The organism is Rahnella bonaserana (assembly GCF_019049675.1).
Lineage (GTDB): Bacteria > Pseudomonadota > Gammaproteobacteria > Enterobacterales > Enterobacteriaceae > Rahnella > Rahnella bonaserana.
Map to the genome: position 1 here is coordinate 341,933 of NZ_JAFMOW010000066.1, position 15,425 is coordinate 357,357.

Below are 15,425 nucleotides of genomic sequence, written 5' to 3' on the forward strand. Positions count from 1 at the left end.
TTAACCGGCTGCGCTTTTTTATTGCCTGAGGAGAGGCGGGTTAATGCGATTCGACCGGTCGGCCTTTTAGCAATTTTCTGACCCACATGCGGTTCGGGTTCAATGCCGCCAGCGTTTCACTGTCCAGAGGTATGGGTTCACCGGCAATCTGCGCAGCCAGTATTTCTGCACCCAGCGGCGCGGAACTTAGCCCGCGCGAGCCCAGCGCACCAAACAGGAACAGATTTTCATACACCGGAGCTTCTGCAATGGGGCGGTGACGCTGAACATCCAGATCCAGCTTTTTATAACTTTCCAGTAATGCATCGTAATCCGACACGGATCCGATCATCGGCAGGTGATCCCGCGTCGCACAACGCACGCCGTTACGCGCTTCACCTTCACTGACGTCCACGTCGTGCGTCCATTGCTGTTCCGGCAGACAGTTGATCAGCCGCTGGCGGTTTTCCTGCTGATCGTCGTCGCGGTAATCCGTGCATTTGTCTGCGCGGTGATAGCTTGCGCCGATGCAATGATGCTGATTTTGCGGGCTGACCGGTGTCATGTAGCCGTCGTAACACAGCACCTGATTCAGTTTGCTCAGCGCCGGTGTAGTCGGAATATGCGAGACCTGACCGCTGACCGCGTAAACCGGCAGTTTTTCAGTCTGGCTGAAATCCGTAATGTCCGCGCCGTTCGCCAGTACGACTGCCTGGTGATGAGCTGTATGCCCGTCGGCAAAGGTCAGCGTCCACTGTGAATCCGCGTCAGATTCTAATGTGGTTACACGATGACCATAATGCACAGTTAAGCCTTGTGTTTCGGCAAGCGAAATCAGTGAGGCGGTCAGTTCCGCCGGGCACAGCCAGGCGCCGAGCGGATAAGTAATGCCACCGCTGCCGCATGGCAATCCGCACAATGTTTCTGCGTCTTCTTCACTCAGTCCTTTTGCCAGTTCTTCCGGCCAGCCGCCTTTAAGGATCCCGTCAATTTTACCCTGACTTTTTTCGTCATAACCGAGTTGGGTCACGCCGCTCCAGCCGTGATCGAAAGGGACATCCAGTTTTTCAAGCTGCGCATACTGACGGCGGGCGAAGGTGAAGGCGTGAGCAAAGAAGTTTTCCAGCGTATCACCACGGCCATTGAGCAGCGGATAGACTGCGCCCTGACGGTTGCCGGAAGCGCCGAGTGCCGGTTTTTCATCGGCGCAATACAGCGTGACGGCGAATCCACGGCGAAGTAACGCCAGCGACAACACGGCGCTGGCAACACCGCCGCCTGACACCGCAAATTCTGTGGCATTTTTCGCTGCCGGACGCACATACCACGGCGCGGGATGCGGTACATCAATTTTTGCCGGTAACACACCGGCTAACATATGTCGCTTTTCGCCGAATCCTGGCACCTTACCGATGTCGAAACCGGCGTCCTGCAAACCGCGGCGAACGAAACCGGCCACGGTAAATGTCGCGAAGGTGCCTTGTGGACGGGTCATTTTCGCCATTGAACGGAATAAGTCTTCGGTCCACATGTCGGGATTTTTGGAAGGCGCGAAGCCATCAAGAAACCAGGCATCTATCTGCTGATTCATACTGGTGTCACATGCGGGCAGCAGGGTAGTCACATCGCCGAACCACAGGTCGAGCGTGATGCGCCCGCCCGCCAGCAGCAGGCGATGGCAGCCGGAAAAGGCCATCGGCCATTGTTCGCAAAGCTGTGCTGAATATGCGGCGAGTTCGGGCCACTGCGTATGTGCTGTCGCGAGATCACGGGCAGACAACGGAAATTTTTCGTAGCTGATGAAATGCAGACGTTGCAATGTGGCGTCAGGGTTTTCGGCGTGAAACGCCTCGAAGGCCTGCCATAACGACAGGAAGTTCAGACCGGTGCCAAAACCCGTCTCCGCGATGATACACAGCGGGCGAGGGTGCGCGGCAAAACGCGCCGGAAAATGGTTGCCGTTGAGAAAAACATGACGGGTTTCCAGCAGGCCGTTCTGATTGGAAAAATAGACGTCATCAAAATGTCGGGAAACAGGTGTACCCTGTTCGTTCCAGCTTAATTCGGCGGGCGTGATCGGGTTATGGCTCACGTGAAACTCTCTCAGTTCAAGGCGATGCCGGAGTTTAACGCTGCGTTTGACCCTGCGCAAATTTACCACGATTTACACAAGGATTTGCTGATCGGACTTGTTCGGCGTACAACTGTACGCTAGAGTGCGTGACGAAATCCCAAATGGTGAATAGTACAAGAGGTATTAAATGAAACGTGCAGTGATTACTGGCCTGGGTATCATCTCGAGCATCGGTAACAACAAGCAGGAAGTTCTTGCATCTCTGCAGGAAGGTCGCTCTGGGATCACCTTCTCGCAAGAGCTGAAAGATGCCGGGATGCGTAGTCACGTCTGGGGTGATGTCAAATTAGACACCGCAGGCCTTATCGATCGTAAGATTGTGCGTTTCATGAGTGATGCCTCGATCTACGCTTATCTGTCCATGCAACAGGCGATTGAAGACTCCGGTCTGACTCCTGAAATGGTCTCCAACGAACGTACCGGCCTGATTGCAGGTTCCGGCGGCGGTTCACCACGCAACCAGGTTGCGGGTTCCGACGGTATGCGTGCCAAAGGCCTGCGCGGCGTTGGTCCATATATGGTGACCAAAGCGATGGCATCCGGCGTTTCTGCCTGCCTCGCGACGCCGTTCAAAATTCGCGGTGTTAACTATTCCATCAGCTCTGCCTGCGCCACCTCTGCACACTGCATCGGTAACGCGGTAGAAATGATCCAGCTGGGCAAACAGGACGTTGTGTTTGCCGGTGGCGGTGAAGAACTGTGCTGGGAAATGGCGTGTGAATTTGACGCGATGGGCGCACTGTCCACCAGCTACAACGAAACACCAGACAAAGCTTCCCGTACCTACGACAAAGCGCGCGACGGTTTCGTTATCGCAGGCGGCGGCGGTATGGTTGTTGTCGAAGAGCTGGAACATGCTCTGGCACGTGGCGCACACATCTACGCAGAAATCGTTGGCTACGGCGCAACGTCTGACGGCGCAGACATGGTGGCTCCATCTGGCGAAGGCGCAGTGCGTTGCATGAAAATGGCAATGAACGGCGTTGATACCCCAATCGATTACGTTAACGTGCACGGGACATCTACTCCGGTCGGCGACGTGAAAGAACTGGGTGCTATCCGTGAAGTGTTCGGCGATAAAACCCCGGCGCTGTCTTCTACCAAAGCCATGACTGGCCACTCTCTGGGTGCTGCTGGCGTCCAGGAAGCTATCTACACCTTGCTGATGGCTGAACACGGCTTCATCGCGCCAAGCATCAACATCGAAAACCTCGATGAGCAGGCAGAAGGCATGGACATCATCACTAAACCGACTCAGCGCGAGCTGACGACGGTGATGTCTAACAGCTTTGGCTTCGGTGGCACCAACGCCACGCTGGTCATGCGTAAGCTGAAAAACGACAAATAATTCCCGTCGTTGATGTCTGAATAAAAGCCTGCTTCCGAGCGGGCTTTTTTACATCCATCATCCTTCGAGCCGCCTTTGCGTGGGTTCGTTCATTCACCTCAGTCACTTACTTTTGTAAGCTCCTGAAGATTCATTCTCTCGCCGCCTTGATGCAACTAGAATGATTTTGGATATGTTTATCAACAATTCAGGTACAATTTCGCCGCTTCTTATTTTCACCTTGTTGACATAATGCTCTCACTCAGACACATCCATCATCGACATCTGCATGTTCCGGCCTGGCTCGGAATTGTGGCGATCCTGATGTTGTTTATTGCGCCGGTGATTTCCAAATCACTGGTGGCTGAGGGTGCGCAGCATATGATGATGCCCGGCATGGTGATGTCCGATATGGACATCACCATGCCGGACCCGGATATGGCTGACATGGAGTTGTCAGACCATCACGTCTCATCGATGGAACATTGTCAGAAGCAAACCTGTAAATCAGCGCCGCAGGATGCGGTGAAGGCTATGCTCTCCGGCGACATGAGCGATGCCGCGTGCGGTTATTGCGTGCTGCTGGTGCATTTACCGATGCTCGATTTACAGGCCATGCCGATGCTATGGTCGCTGGATTTCTCCAGCCGTGCCCCTCCGCGCGCTGTTAAACAACGTCTGATCCCTTCGCTGTTCTTCACGGATTCTCAACCCCGCGCACCGCCTGTTTTTCTGTAACTGCCACTGAATTAATTCTTTCAAGTTAACCGCGAGTGTTATCGCTGTTGACGGCGTGCTATTTGAAATTCAGGAAATCAGAATTATGAATCAACCTGCAAACCTGCCTTCCAGCGCGGGTAAGAAAATGCCTGCGCAAGCGGCCTTTATGGCGTTGCTGCGCCGTGTGCATTTTTACATTGGCCTGTTCGTCGGACCCTTTATTTTTGTCGCGGCACTGACCGGCACGTTATATGTGCTGACCCCTCAGATCGAAAATTATCTCTATTCTGATGCGCTCTTTACTTCCTCACAGGGCGAACCACAGCCACTTTCGCGACAAATTGATGCGGCACTGAACGTAACCGGTCAGGATAAACAGATTTATGCGGTCAGACCGTCGCCGTCTGTGGGGGAAACGACGCGGGTGATGTTTTCAGATCCGCATCTCGGAGCATCCAAAAGCCGCGCGATTTTCATCGATCCCATCACGCTGGCAGCGAAAGGGGATATGACGGTATACGGTACCAGCGGAATTTTGCCTTTCCGTACCTGGCTGGATGATTTACATCGGGGCTTGTTGCTTGGTGATGCGGGACGGATTTACAGCGAGCTTGCTGCTTCATGGCTGTGGGTTGCCGCGCTTGGTGGACTGGTCCTCTGGCTGACCAGTCGCAAATCCCGTACCTCGCGCAAACTGAGTAAAAAAATCGAGAAACAGCAGTACAGCCGCCGCTGGCACAGCTCGCTTGGCCTGATATTACTGGCCGGATTGTTGTTCTTTTCCGCTACCGGCCTGACCTGGTCGCAATGGGCCGGAGACAATATTGGCGTACTGCGCGCTTACATGGGCTGGATGACACCTGCCGTGAAAACCAGTCTGGATCCGCTGGCAGAGGCTGCACCGGCCGATGAACATGCGGAGCATCATGCGCAGATGGCAGATATGCCTGATATGGCGGGGATGGACATGTCTGATCACGTAATGCCTGCTGTACCCCAGACTGTCACGGTTTCTTCTCCGGCTTTTGATGCCGTTGTTCAGGCGGCGCGTAACGCCGGGATTGAGGCGCATAAAATCGAAATCCGCCCGGCTTACTCAGCCGGCAAAGCCTGGACGGTGACGGAAGTTGACCGCAGCTGGCCGACGCAGGTGGATGCGGTTTCAGTCGATCCCCGTTCAATGCAGATTGTCGATCACACCCGTTTTGCCGATTTCCCGCTGCTCGCCAAACTTACGCGCTGGGGTGTGGATGCGCATATGGGAATTCTGTTCGGCGTCTGGAATCAGGCCATCCTGGTGATTTTTGGTATCGGGCTTTGCGTGATGATTGCCTGGGGATACCGCCTTTGGTGGCTGCGCAGAACCGTCAGCAATGACGGCAGTAATCCGGCTGTTACGCTGCTGCAAACCTGGAAGTCCGTGCCGTTCAGGCTGCAGTGTGCGATTTTTGTCATCACTCTCGGGCTGGCGATTTCCCTGCCGGTGATGGGGGCGAGTCTGGTGATTTTCCTGCTGATAGATATTTTCCGCTGGCAGAGAAACAGACGTGCAGTAAAAGTTATTTCTGCGGTCAGTTAATCCTGCGCGGAAGCGACATGAAATAAACAATGTGCGGGTCATCCCGCAACATCATGACGGGGCTCTGTATGAGCCTCGTTTTTTTTGCGCGATGTTGCGGAGAAATCATTTTTGCAGTGGCAGAGGTTTGATTCTTCGGGTAACGTCAGCGCATCTTGTTCAGCGAAGAATAACCATGTTGATAGCGGCGTTTGGCACTGTATTGAAACCTTTTTTACGGGACAGATTTTTGCATCTGCTGATTGTGCTGGGTATCGCACTGACCCTGTTTCAGCCTGCAAAAATACTCCAGTTCCCGCAGTTTGTTGACTGGGACACCATCGTCACATTGCTGGGATTGCTGATGCTGACCAAAGGTGTTGAGGTCAGCGGTTATTTTGATTTTGTCGGCCGCAAGATGATCAACGCCATCGATAATGAACGCAGGCTGGCGCTGTTTCTGGTGATGGCGGCAGCGGTACTTTCCACGTTTATGACCAACGATGTGGCGCTGTTTATCGTTATTCCGCTGACGATCACCCTGAAAAAACTGACGTCGTTGCCGGTAACACGACTGATTATATTTGAAGCGCTGGCGGTGAATGCGGGTTCCCTGCTCACGCCGATAGGCAACCCGCAAAACATTCTGTTGTGGAATAAGTCCGGGTTGTCCTTTTTGCATTTCATCGGGCAGATGGCGCCGCTGGCGTTAATCACGCTGGTCGCGCTGCTGGCGGTGACCTGGTTCTGTTTTCCCTCACACAGCCTGAAAAAGCTGAAGAGCAATCAGGGTTACCCGTTCCAGAAACCTTTACTGGTTTGCTGCGTGGCGCTGTACCTAGTGTTTATCGCCTGTGTGGATCTGGGGCTGGCGCTGTACGGTTTGCTGGCGGTGATTGTATGTTTCCTGCTGCTGGCACGCAGCGTTCTGCTGCGCATTGACTGGCCGCTTATTTTGGTTTTCATCGTGATGTTTATCGATGTGCGCCTGATTGTAGGCTTACCGGTTTTACAGCCGGCATTTGCGCAGATCCACGGGCTGCCGGATTACGCACATTATCTGCTCAGCATCGGACTTTCTCAGGTGATCAGCAACGTACCGGCAACGATTCTGATGATCAACTATCTGCCTTCCGGCGCATTGCTGGCCTACGCCGTGAATGCGGGCGGTTTCGGGCTGGCTATCGGATCGCTGGCAAATCTGATCGCGCTGCGCATGGCGAATGACAAAAAAATCTGGCTCAGATTTCACTATTATTCCTTCCCGTTCCTGCTGTTCAGCGGCGGGGCAGGCTGGGTGTTGCTGGCGCTGTTCGCTAAATAACGGGCACTTTCAGCGAGGCCAGACGGTTCACGGCAACCGTGATTTCAGCAGGCGTTAATGCTGAAAATCCCATCAGCCAGCCGTCCTGATGCTGGCCGGTATTGCCGAAAAATAGCGGGGAAAGGCGCGGTGTTTCCATTCCGGCATGCGCGGCGAGCGTGCTGAAATATTGCTCCTTTCCGGCAGGAAGATAAGCGGCAAGCTGTAATCCGCCCTCCGCCACCTGTGGAGTGAGCCAGTCAATTTTCTGTCTGATTTGCTCAAGCAGATGATCACGGCGACTGTGGTAAAGCTGACGGGAGAAACGCAGGTGTGAGGCGAAATGTCCGGCTTGCATAAATTCGGCAGTAACGGCTTGCATCAGCTGCGAAGAATGTCCGTCATTCACCGTACGCAGTGTCACCATCGGCGCAACGAGGGCGGGCGGTAATACGACGTAGGCCAGCCGCAAAGACGGGAATAATACTTTAGAGAAAGTGCCGAGATAAATGACCTGCTGATGTTTATCCAGCCCCTGCATGGCAGGCAGTGGTCGTCCGTCATAATGCAGTTCGCTGTCGTAATCGTCTTCGATGATCCAACTGCCGTGACGTTTTGCATAATCGAGCAGGTGCAGACTGCGCGGCAAACTCAGGCTGACACCGGTCGGATAATGATGCGAAGGCGTCAGATATATCAGGCGCGGCACCGGTAAACCGGGTTCCGGTGCCATCCCCTGACCATCAACAGGAACAGCGCAAATGTCGGCTTCAGCGCTGGCAAAGGCGTTTCGTGCGCCTAAATAACCGGGTTGTTCCAGCCAGACAGTATCACCTGGGTCGACCAGCAACATGGCCAGCAACTGAAGCGCCTGCTGGGAACTGGTGGTCATCAGGATTTGTTCCGGGCTGCACAGTACGCCCCGCGATTGTTGCAGATAGCTGGCGACCGCCTCACGCAGAGGCAGATACCCCTGCGGATCGCCATACCCCAGCAATTGTTCGCCCTGCATCCGCAGCTGTCTGGCGGTGATTTGCTTCCAGATCTTCAGCGGAAAAGCACGCAGATCAGGCGAACCGGCGGCGAAGGCTACCGGTGACAGCGGGTCACGGCATCCGCCAGTAGCCACCATTTTGTGTCCCCGTGCTGACAATCTGGAAAGCCCCACTGAGGCGGTTTTGTTTTTGCGCGATACGCGAGTTTGCGGCAGCGATGTGCTGACAAAAGTGCCTTTCCCGGTCTGGCGTTGTAAATATCCCTCGGCTTCAACCTGTGCATAAGCGGCTTCCACGGTGACGCGTGAAAGTTTGAGGTCGGCTGCCAAAATCCGCGAAGAGGGTAGCCTTTCACCACTCGCGAGAGCACCGGTGATCATTGCCTGACGCAATGCCGCACACAGCCTGTCCCGTAGACCTGTGGATGTTCCTGACGCAGTGGCTGCCGTGTTTTCGAAAAGCGTAATCAGTGCGGATGGGCGAAGTTGCGCTGGCATAATGGGTCTTGTGGTTGCACGGGAATTGGCATTAATCATAAGACCAAAAACAGCCATGATGGAACTGTTTTCAGTCACATCACTATATGAGGAAGCGTTTATGCAACAAGAGTCATATGTCCTGGGATTTGCCCCCCCTTCGCCGGAAATTAGTGCTGCGTATCTGTTGTCGAAACTGAGTTTTTATACCGATGCTGCTGATGTCGCTGCGGATTTACAAAATGGGGTGAGCGGGATTGTGGTTATTGATACCCGTTCTGCTGAACATTATGCGCGCGGTCATGTGCCGGGCGCGGTCAGCTTTCCGCATAAATTAATGACGGCAGAAAGCACCCGCGAACTCAGCAAAGAGCGGGTGTATGTGACGTATTGCGACGGGATCGGATGCAACGGTTCGACGCAGGGCGCGTACAAACTGGCGAAGCTGGGATTCAGGGTGAAGGAAATGATTGGCGGACTGGACTTTTGGATCCGCGATCAGCACCCGCTGGCGACAGGTGAAGAACGCGGAAAATATTCGAAGGCGCTGGCACCGGATGATTGCGGCTGCGCCTGACGTTTTGCTGCGGTGTTTAAAACACGATCCACAGCAGGATCACGACGACCACGAACGCAATAAACAGCAGCGGTTTGCCGCCAATCGCCTGCATGGAAGGCGGCAACATAGCGATCAGCGGATTCATAACCGGCTGCGGATCGGTGCGGGAAACGGTCGTGAATGTATCGTCGGTTTCATCCGCACGCGGTGAACGGTCAACGCGCTGGCTGAACAGCACACCGATCAGGTCGCTGACCTGTGCCTGATTGAGCGGTGTAGTCAACGTCGCACTGAAGCGGTTATCGGCATATTCGGTCAGCTGATGAATTTCATGTGTACTGGCCGGTTGCTTGAGCACGCTGAGCAGCGTGGTCAGCGTCGGAGCCGTAGTCTGCTGGCTGAGTGAGGCTTTCACCTGCAAAAACTGGCTGAGCACCTGGAAATGTTTTGCCGGGATAGGTTCACCGACTTTAACGCCCACCAGCGTAAACAGTGCCTGCCATACTTTCACCGGTGCTTCGCCGGTCGCTGCACTCAGACGGGTTACCAGCTGCTGCAGGCTGTTGTGCTCGGCAGGCAGTAAAGGACGGTCGGTGACCGGCGTCTGCTGTGGTTGCGGAATATTCATCTGACGGGTCTGGATTAAGTCCAGCACCTGTTGCAACTGCGGGTGCGTCAGCTGACTCAGCACGGTGTGTCCGAAATTCTGGCGGATGAAATCACTCACAGCCTGACGGTTATTGCCCTGCGGCAACAGCTCGGTCAGTTGCAGCATCAGCTGGCGCGATGCATGGCTGTCCTGCGCCTGAGTCAGCTTTCCCTGTAACAGCGATTCCGCCTGCGGGAACTGCTGTGAGGTGATTTCCGCACCATGCGGCAGCGAAAGTTCATGACGCAGGCTGGCCCAGATCTCAGCGGATTTGACTGGCGTCAGTGCCATCAGCTTGACGATCAGTTTTTCCAGCGTCGTGCGCTGTACCGGTGTTAACGGCAGCTCAGCGCCTGTTTTACCAGGAACGGTTTGACCCTGTGGATGTGTTCTGTTGTCGCCAACCGGCATACCCGGGCCGCTCAAAGGTTGCATATCACCGTCCTTCGCTGGAAATTAAAAACGTCACTTAAACTTAAGGTCAATAAACCAGGGTTAAAAGTAACAAGTACGGCGCAGAGCGCGGAAGCGCCTCATCATACCTGCAAAGTGTTTTCACCGACACCGTGAAAAGCAGGCTGGCGGAGATTCCTGAAGATATTGTTGCTTAAAACGGCGGGTAAAAACGTATTGCGGGGCGCGAAAGCGAAAAGCAGGAAGAAGCGCCATCCTTTTTCCGGATGGCGCAGGGGCTTAGCCGATATCTTTTTCTGTCGCAGGTGACTTGCGGGAATACAGCGGTTTACGCAGACGTTGAGCGAGAATCACGCCGGCAAGCGTGATACCGCCACCGATCAGGTGATAGCTGTGCAGTTGTTCATGCAGGAACAGTACGGCGATTACTGCAGTGAAAATTGGCGACAGGTTCATGAAAATAGACGCTTTATTGGCACCGAGTCGGATAACCCCCTGGATCCACAGGAAGGGCGCAATAATCGAGGCAGGGATCCCGGCGAACAGCACCAGCGGAATGTTATGTGCGTTCAGGCTGACATCACTGGCGAGCAGGAAGTTTGGCAACAGCAGCAACACGCCGAAAATGATCTGCACGTACAGAGACTGCCAGTTTGGCAACGATATCGCCCAGCGTTTGGTTAATACACCGTACAACGCATAGGAAGCGGACGCGGCGAACATCATCAGTTCTCCCTTGCCAATGCCATGCTGCAACAGCTGTGACGGATCGCCGGCACTCACCAGCCACAGTAAGCCGCCGAGTGAAATAATACTGCCCAGCGCGACACCCACGGTGGGCACAATACTCAGTACTACCAGACCAATCAGGACGGTCAGTAAAGGGATCAGGGAATTGAGGATCCCCATAAACAGTGCGCTGACGCTATGGGCGGCGTAGTACGCCAGGCTCTGGTACAGCACCATGCCCAGCAGACCGAGGATCAGCAGTTTCCACCAGTATTGTTTTACCGCTTGCAGGTTACGCAGCAGGCCTGGCAGCACAAAAGGGGTGAGCGTCACTAAAGCCAGCAGCCAGCGGTAGAACGAGATGGCTGCCGGATCGATCGCGGAAGCCGAGGCTTTACTCACCACCGCATTCAGCGACCAGATGAGTACAGCAAAGAGAGGAAACAGCGCATTCATTGATTATTATCCCTGAGTAAATCGTCACGTCAGTGTACGGTTGTCTTATTTCTTATATATAACGATAATCAGACAATACATCGCGTAATTCAGACAACCCTCGCGTGGCTCACAGACAAAAGGTTTTTATGCTCTCTCCCCGTTCAGCGCCTCCCCGATATTATCCGCCTCTGCCCGAGAAGATGCCGGTCACGTTGCTTTTTCGCGGTGAGATTGTGGAAGGGAATTCTGAATATGTGCGTCATGCGCATCCGTGGAGCCAGATTATCTGCGTGAAATCAGGTGTTCTCGCCATGCTGGTAGCCGGTCAGCGTTATCTGGCCCCGCGTGAATTTGCTATCTGGGTGCCTGCCGGAGTTGAGCATTCCAGCTATAACCGTAAGACCACGCGTTTTTGCGCCATCGATATCGCCCCGGAGCTTGATACGGATTTGCCCGCCGAGCCTTGCCTGCTGACACCGACGGCCATTTTTAATGCCATTGCCGATGACTGTTTCTCACGAAATATGACTGAGCCGCATACCGAAGCGGATCTGCGTATGTGCCGCGTTCTGCTTGATCAAATCAGTCTGGCACCACGGCAGAATACTTATCTGCCCACGTCTGACAATAAGCTACTTGCGCCGGTGCTGAACGCCCTTGAGAAAAATCCGGCGGATAATACGTCGCTGGCGCAATGGGCAAAACAGGTCTATACCACCGAACGCACTCTCTCGCGGCGCTGTCAGCAGGAAATGGGAATGAGTTTTGCACAATGGCGTCAGCGGTTGCGTTTTCTGCATTCGATCTCCCTGCTCGAGCAGGGGAAAACGGTGCATGAGGTTGCGCTCGATCTCGGTTACAGCTCGTCTTCTGCGTTTATCGCCATGTTCCAGCAGATTTCCGGCACGACGCCGCAACGTTTTCGTAACGACAGGTAAAGGTGTGCCCTGAAAGTTGGGATCTGACCTTGTATCGTGGCAAAATCAATGCCCTCTTTATTTTCTATTCTTTCTTTAGGCCATGCTGCCGGAGACAAACGTGAAAATCCTGGTTGATGAAAATATGCCGTATGCCGTCGAGCTTTTTAGCCGGCTGGGGAACGTGCAGGCCGTTCCCGGCCGTCCAATCCCGCAAGATGCCCTGAATGATGCCGATGCGCTAATGGTGCGTTCTGTGACTAAGGTGAACGAAAGTTTGCTGGCGGGAAAACCGGTGAAATTTGTGGGGACCGCCACTGCGGGCACCGATCACGTTGATGATGCATGGCTGGCCAGCGCGGGGATTGGCTTCTCTGCGGCGCCTGGCTGTAATGCAATTGCGGTGGTGGAATATGTTTTCTCATCCTTGCTGATCCTTGCCCAGCGCGACGGTTTCCAGCTGCGTGATAAAACGGTCGGTATTATCGGCGTCGGTAACGTGGGATCACGCCTGAATGCCCGCCTCGAAGCGCTGGGTGTGCGCACTTTGCTGTGCGACCCTCCACGTGCTGATCGTGGCGATGCCGGTGAATTCTGGCCGCTGGACAAACTGGTCGCAGAAGCGGATATCCTCACTTTCCACACGCCGCTGAATATGTCCGGCCCTTACGCGACGCATCATCTGGTGGATGCGGATTTGCTGGCGCGTCTGCCCGCTGATCGCATTCTGATCAACGCCTGCCGCGGCGAAGTGGTGGATAACGCGGCACTGCTCGATGCGCTGAGCGGCAATAAAAAACTGACCGCTGTGCTGGATGTCTGGGAACCGGAACCTGATTTGTCGCTGGCGTTGCTGGAGAAAGTCGCCATCGGCACGGCGCATATCGCCGGTTACAGTCTGGAAGGCAAAGCACGCGGCACGACGCAGGTGTTTGAAGCATTCAGCCAGTTTATCGGTCAGCCACAAACCGTGCCGCTGGACTCTTTACTTCCTGCCCCTGAATTTGCCGAAGTGACGCTGAGTGGCGCGCTGAGCGAAGCCAAACTGCTGCGTCTTATTCACTTAGTGTATGATGTGCGCCGCGATGACCGGCCTTTACGCCGTGTCGCCGGAAAACCGGGCGAATTCGACAAGCTGCGTAAGTTCTATGAAGAACGCCGTGAGTGGTCATCTTTACGGGTGATTTGCGACGATGCAACCACCGCTGATGTGCTGAAAAAACTGGGCTTTAACAGCCAGTTAAAATAATTGTCTGACCCTAAAGTTTTCAGTTGCCTCCAGGTGACTTGAAAGATGACTGGCGCACACTTTAAACACGGGGCGGTGATGTCATCGCCCCTTTGTATTTTGTACTTTTATTTCTGGAGAATACCAACATGTCTGATGGCTGGAATATTGCGCTGCTTGGCGCAACGGGCGCAGTCGGTGATGCGTTACTGGAATTATTGGCTGATCGTCAGTTCCCGGTTGGTGAGCTCTTCCCGCTGGCAAGTGAGCGCAGCGCCGGTCAGACCGTGCGTTTTAACGGCAAAAGCCTGCGTGTACAGCAGGCGTCGGAATTCGACTGGTCTCAGGTTCAGCTGGCGTTTTTTGTCGCCGGTTCTGAAGCTTCTGCGCTTTATGCAGAAGAAGCGGCAAATCAGGGCTGTCTGGTGATTGACAGCAGCGGCCTGTTCTCGCTTGAACACGATATTCCTCTGGTGGTGCCGGGCGTTAACCCGGACGCACTGTCACATTATCGCAACCGCAACATCGTGGCCGTGGCCGACAGCCTGACCAGCCAGTTGCTGACTGCCATTAAACCGCTGACCGAGCAGGCCGGTTTGTCCCGTCTGCATGTCACCTCTTTGCTTTCTGTTTCTGCGCTGGGCAAAGCCGCTGTTGACGATCTGGCCGGTCAAAGCGCTCGTCTGCTGAACGGTATTCCGGCAGAAGAAGGCATTTTCAGCAAGCAGCTGGCTTTTAACCTCTTACCGCTGGTGAGCGATGAAGAGGGCAGCGTGCGTCAGGAACGTCGTCTGGTCGATCAGGTGCGTAAAGTGTTGCAGGACGAGGGTCTGCCGATTTCTGTCAGCTGTGTGCAGTCGCCGGTATTTTACGGCCACGCGCAGGTGGTGCATCTCGAAGGTCTGCGCCCGCTGTCAGCTGAAGAAGCACGTGCTGAACTCGAACGTGTTGATGACATCAGTCTCAGCGATGAAGATGATTTCCCGACTCAGGTCAGCGACGCCTCCGGCAACGCGAATCTGAGTATTGGTTGTATCCGTAATGACTACGGTATTCCTGAGTTACTGCAATTCTGGTCCGTGGCTGACAACGTTCGTTTCGGCGGCGCGCTGATGGCGGTGGAAACCGCAGAGAAGCTGATCAACGAATACTGGTACTGATTATGTCCGAAGAAGTTATCGCTGACGTTGGTGCGGCCCCGGTCGCCGGACGTGTGGCGTTAGGCATTGAATACAACGGCAGTGCGTATTTTGGCTGGCAGCGTCAGCAGGGCGCGGCCAGTGTCCAGGAATGTCTGGAAAAAGCGCTGAGCCGCGTGGCCAATACGCCGATCGTGGTGTTCTGCGCCGGGCGAACTGACGCTGGTGTCAGTGCCACCGGACAGGTGGTGCATTTTGATACGCCGGTTCTGCGTAAAGATGCCGCCTGGACGATGGGCGTAAATACCCATCTGCCAAAGGATATTGCGGTACGCTGGTGCGCGAACGTGAGCGAGGATTTCCACGCCCGTTTCAGTGCCACTGCCCGCCGGTATCGTTATGTTATTTACAATAACCGCTATCGTTCCGCGATTTTGCACACCGGTGTGACCCATGTGCATATGCCGCTGGACGTGGAAAAAATGCAGCTGGCAGGGCAGGCGTTACTGGGCGAAAACGATTTTACGTCTTTCCGCGCATCTCAGTGCCAGTCGCGTACGCCGTGGCGTTACGTCATGCATCTCAACGTCAGCCGTCACGGTAATTACGTGGTGGTGGACATCAAAGCGAATGCCTTTGTGCATCATATGGTGCGCAATATTGTCGGCAGTCTTGTTGAGATTGGTGCGGGCAATCAGCCGGTCGGCTGGATGTCAGAATTGCTCGCGGCGAAAGACCGTAATCTCGCTGCGGCGACCGGTAAGCCTGAAGGTTTGTATCTGGTATCTGTTGATTATCCTGAGAAATTTGCATTACCTCAGGTGAATATGGGGCCACTGTTCCTGGAAGATTAAGGGACA

At 54.5% G+C, this 15,425-nt stretch carries 13 protein-coding genes; 9 read left to right on the forward strand and 4 right to left on the reverse strand.

The features are described from left to right. Positions 1-40 precede the first annotated feature (40 nt). On the reverse strand, positions 41-2,071 hold the full coding sequence (gene mnmC / locus J1778_RS19155; protein WP_217174506.1) for a bifunctional tRNA (5-methylaminomethyl-2-thiouridine)(34)-methyltransferase MnmC2/FAD-dependent 5-carboxymethylaminomethyl-2-thiouridine(34) oxidoreductase MnmC1: 2,031 nt from the start codon (positions 2,069-2,071) through the stop codon (positions 41-43). 169 nt (positions 2,072-2,240) lie between these two features. Here mnmC and fabB point away from each other — a divergent pair, with 169 nt between their 5' ends. The 4 genes from fabB (at position 2,241) to J1778_RS19175 (ending at position 7,042) form a co-directional block, all read left to right on the forward strand. After that, the gene (gene fabB, locus J1778_RS19160; RefSeq protein WP_095922883.1) at positions 2,241-3,461 is read left to right on the forward strand and encodes a beta-ketoacyl-ACP synthase I; all 1,221 of its coding nucleotides are present in this window, start codon (positions 2,241-2,243) and stop codon (positions 3,459-3,461) included. Between the two features lie 231 nt (positions 3,462-3,692). Beyond that, positions 3,693-4,178 carry a DUF2946 domain-containing protein gene (locus tag J1778_RS19165; protein ID WP_217174507.1) on the forward strand — a complete coding sequence of 162 codons (486 nt, stop codon included), beginning with the start codon at positions 3,693-3,695 and terminating at the stop codon, positions 4,176-4,178. Positions 4,179-4,263: 85 nt separating this feature from the next. Then, positions 4,264-5,739 (forward strand): PepSY-associated TM helix domain-containing protein, encoded by a 1,476-nt coding sequence (locus tag J1778_RS19170; protein ID WP_217174508.1) that lies wholly within the window; start codon positions 4,264-4,266, stop codon positions 5,737-5,739. A gap of 175 nt (positions 5,740-5,914) precedes the next feature. Next, positions 5,915-7,042: an SLC13 family permease gene (locus tag J1778_RS19175; RefSeq protein ID WP_217174509.1), complete on the forward strand. Its 1,128-nt coding sequence runs from the start codon at positions 5,915-5,917 to the stop codon at positions 7,040-7,042. Here the strand turns inward: J1778_RS19175 and pdxR are convergent. After that, positions 7,035-8,513: a MocR-like pyridoxine biosynthesis transcription factor PdxR gene (gene pdxR, locus J1778_RS19180; protein ID WP_238484793.1), complete on the reverse strand. Its 1,479-nt coding sequence runs from the start codon at positions 8,511-8,513 to the stop codon at positions 7,035-7,037. The two genes, J1778_RS19175 and pdxR, sit on opposite strands and share 8 nt — an antisense overlap. Positions 8,514-8,613: 100 nt before the next feature. Here pdxR and J1778_RS19185 point away from each other — a divergent pair, with 100 nt between their 5' ends. Continuing rightward, a complete protein-coding gene (locus J1778_RS19185) occupies positions 8,614-9,069 on the forward strand; it encodes a rhodanese-like domain-containing protein (RefSeq protein ID WP_217174511.1) in 456 nt (151 codons plus the stop codon). Between the two features lie 16 nt (positions 9,070-9,085). On the opposite strand, the gene flk is transcribed toward J1778_RS19185, so the two are convergent. Then, positions 9,086-10,135, reverse strand: a complete 1,050-nt coding sequence (gene flk / locus J1778_RS19190) for a flagella biosynthesis regulator Flk (RefSeq protein ID WP_217174512.1) — start codon at positions 10,133-10,135, stop codon at positions 9,086-9,088. Positions 10,136-10,393: 258 nt separating this feature from the next. Continuing rightward, positions 10,394-11,299 carry a DMT family transporter gene (locus tag J1778_RS19195; protein WP_217174513.1) on the reverse strand — a complete coding sequence of 302 codons (906 nt, stop codon included), beginning with the start codon at positions 11,297-11,299 and terminating at the stop codon, positions 10,394-10,396. A 128-nt stretch (positions 11,300-11,427) separates the two neighbouring features. Between J1778_RS19195 and J1778_RS19200 the strand changes: the two genes are divergently transcribed. From J1778_RS19200 to truA, 4 genes are all read left to right on the forward strand, one after another. Further along, positions 11,428-12,219 (forward strand): AraC family transcriptional regulator, encoded by a 792-nt coding sequence (locus tag J1778_RS19200; protein ID WP_217174514.1) that lies wholly within the window; start codon positions 11,428-11,430, stop codon positions 12,217-12,219. A gap of 100 nt (positions 12,220-12,319) precedes the next feature. Further along, a complete protein-coding gene (gene pdxB, locus J1778_RS19205) occupies positions 12,320-13,447 on the forward strand; it encodes a 4-phosphoerythronate dehydrogenase PdxB (protein WP_217174515.1) in 1,128 nt (375 codons plus the stop codon). Positions 13,448-13,575: 128 nt separating this feature from the next. Then, positions 13,576-14,586, forward strand: coding sequence for an aspartate-semialdehyde dehydrogenase (locus tag J1778_RS19210; RefSeq protein ID WP_217174516.1), 1,011 nt, complete (start codon positions 13,576-13,578; stop codon positions 14,584-14,586). Between the two features lie 2 nt (positions 14,587-14,588). After that, positions 14,589-15,419: a tRNA pseudouridine(38-40) synthase TruA gene (gene truA, locus J1778_RS19215; protein ID WP_217174517.1), complete on the forward strand. Its 831-nt coding sequence runs from the start codon at positions 14,589-14,591 to the stop codon at positions 15,417-15,419. The last annotated feature ends 6 nt before the right edge of the window (positions 15,420-15,425 follow it).

Excerpts from the sequence above, each read along its gene's own strand:
- truA (WP_217174517.1), top strand. The coding sequence starts at position 14,589 with ATGTCCGAAGAAGTTATCGCTGACGTTGGTGCGGCCCCGGTCGCCGGA.
- pdxR (WP_238484793.1), bottom strand. The coding sequence starts at position 8,513 with ATGCCAGCGCAACTTCGCCCATCCGCACTGATTACGCTTTTCGAAAAC.
- J1778_RS19210 (WP_217174516.1), top strand. The coding sequence starts at position 13,576 with ATGTCTGATGGCTGGAATATTGCGCTGCTTGGCGCAACGGGCGCAGTC.
- J1778_RS19195 (WP_217174513.1), bottom strand. The coding sequence starts at position 11,299 with ATGAATGCGCTGTTTCCTCTCTTTGCTGTACTCATCTGGTCGCTGAAT.
- J1778_RS19185 (WP_217174511.1), top strand. The coding sequence starts at position 8,614 with ATGCAACAAGAGTCATATGTCCTGGGATTTGCCCCCCCTTCGCCGGAA.
- J1778_RS19170 (WP_217174508.1), top strand. The coding sequence starts at position 4,264 with ATGAATCAACCTGCAAACCTGCCTTCCAGCGCGGGTAAGAAAATGCCT.
- J1778_RS19165 (WP_217174507.1), top strand. The coding sequence starts at position 3,693 with ATGCTCTCACTCAGACACATCCATCATCGACATCTGCATGTTCCGGCC.
- flk (WP_217174512.1), bottom strand. The coding sequence starts at position 10,135 with ATGCAACCTTTGAGCGGCCCGGGTATGCCGGTTGGCGACAACAGAACA.
- J1778_RS19175 (WP_217174509.1), top strand. The coding sequence starts at position 5,915 with ATGTTGATAGCGGCGTTTGGCACTGTATTGAAACCTTTTTTACGGGAC.
- J1778_RS19200 (WP_217174514.1), top strand. The coding sequence starts at position 11,428 with ATGCTCTCTCCCCGTTCAGCGCCTCCCCGATATTATCCGCCTCTGCCC.
- fabB (WP_095922883.1), top strand. The coding sequence starts at position 2,241 with ATGAAACGTGCAGTGATTACTGGCCTGGGTATCATCTCGAGCATCGGT.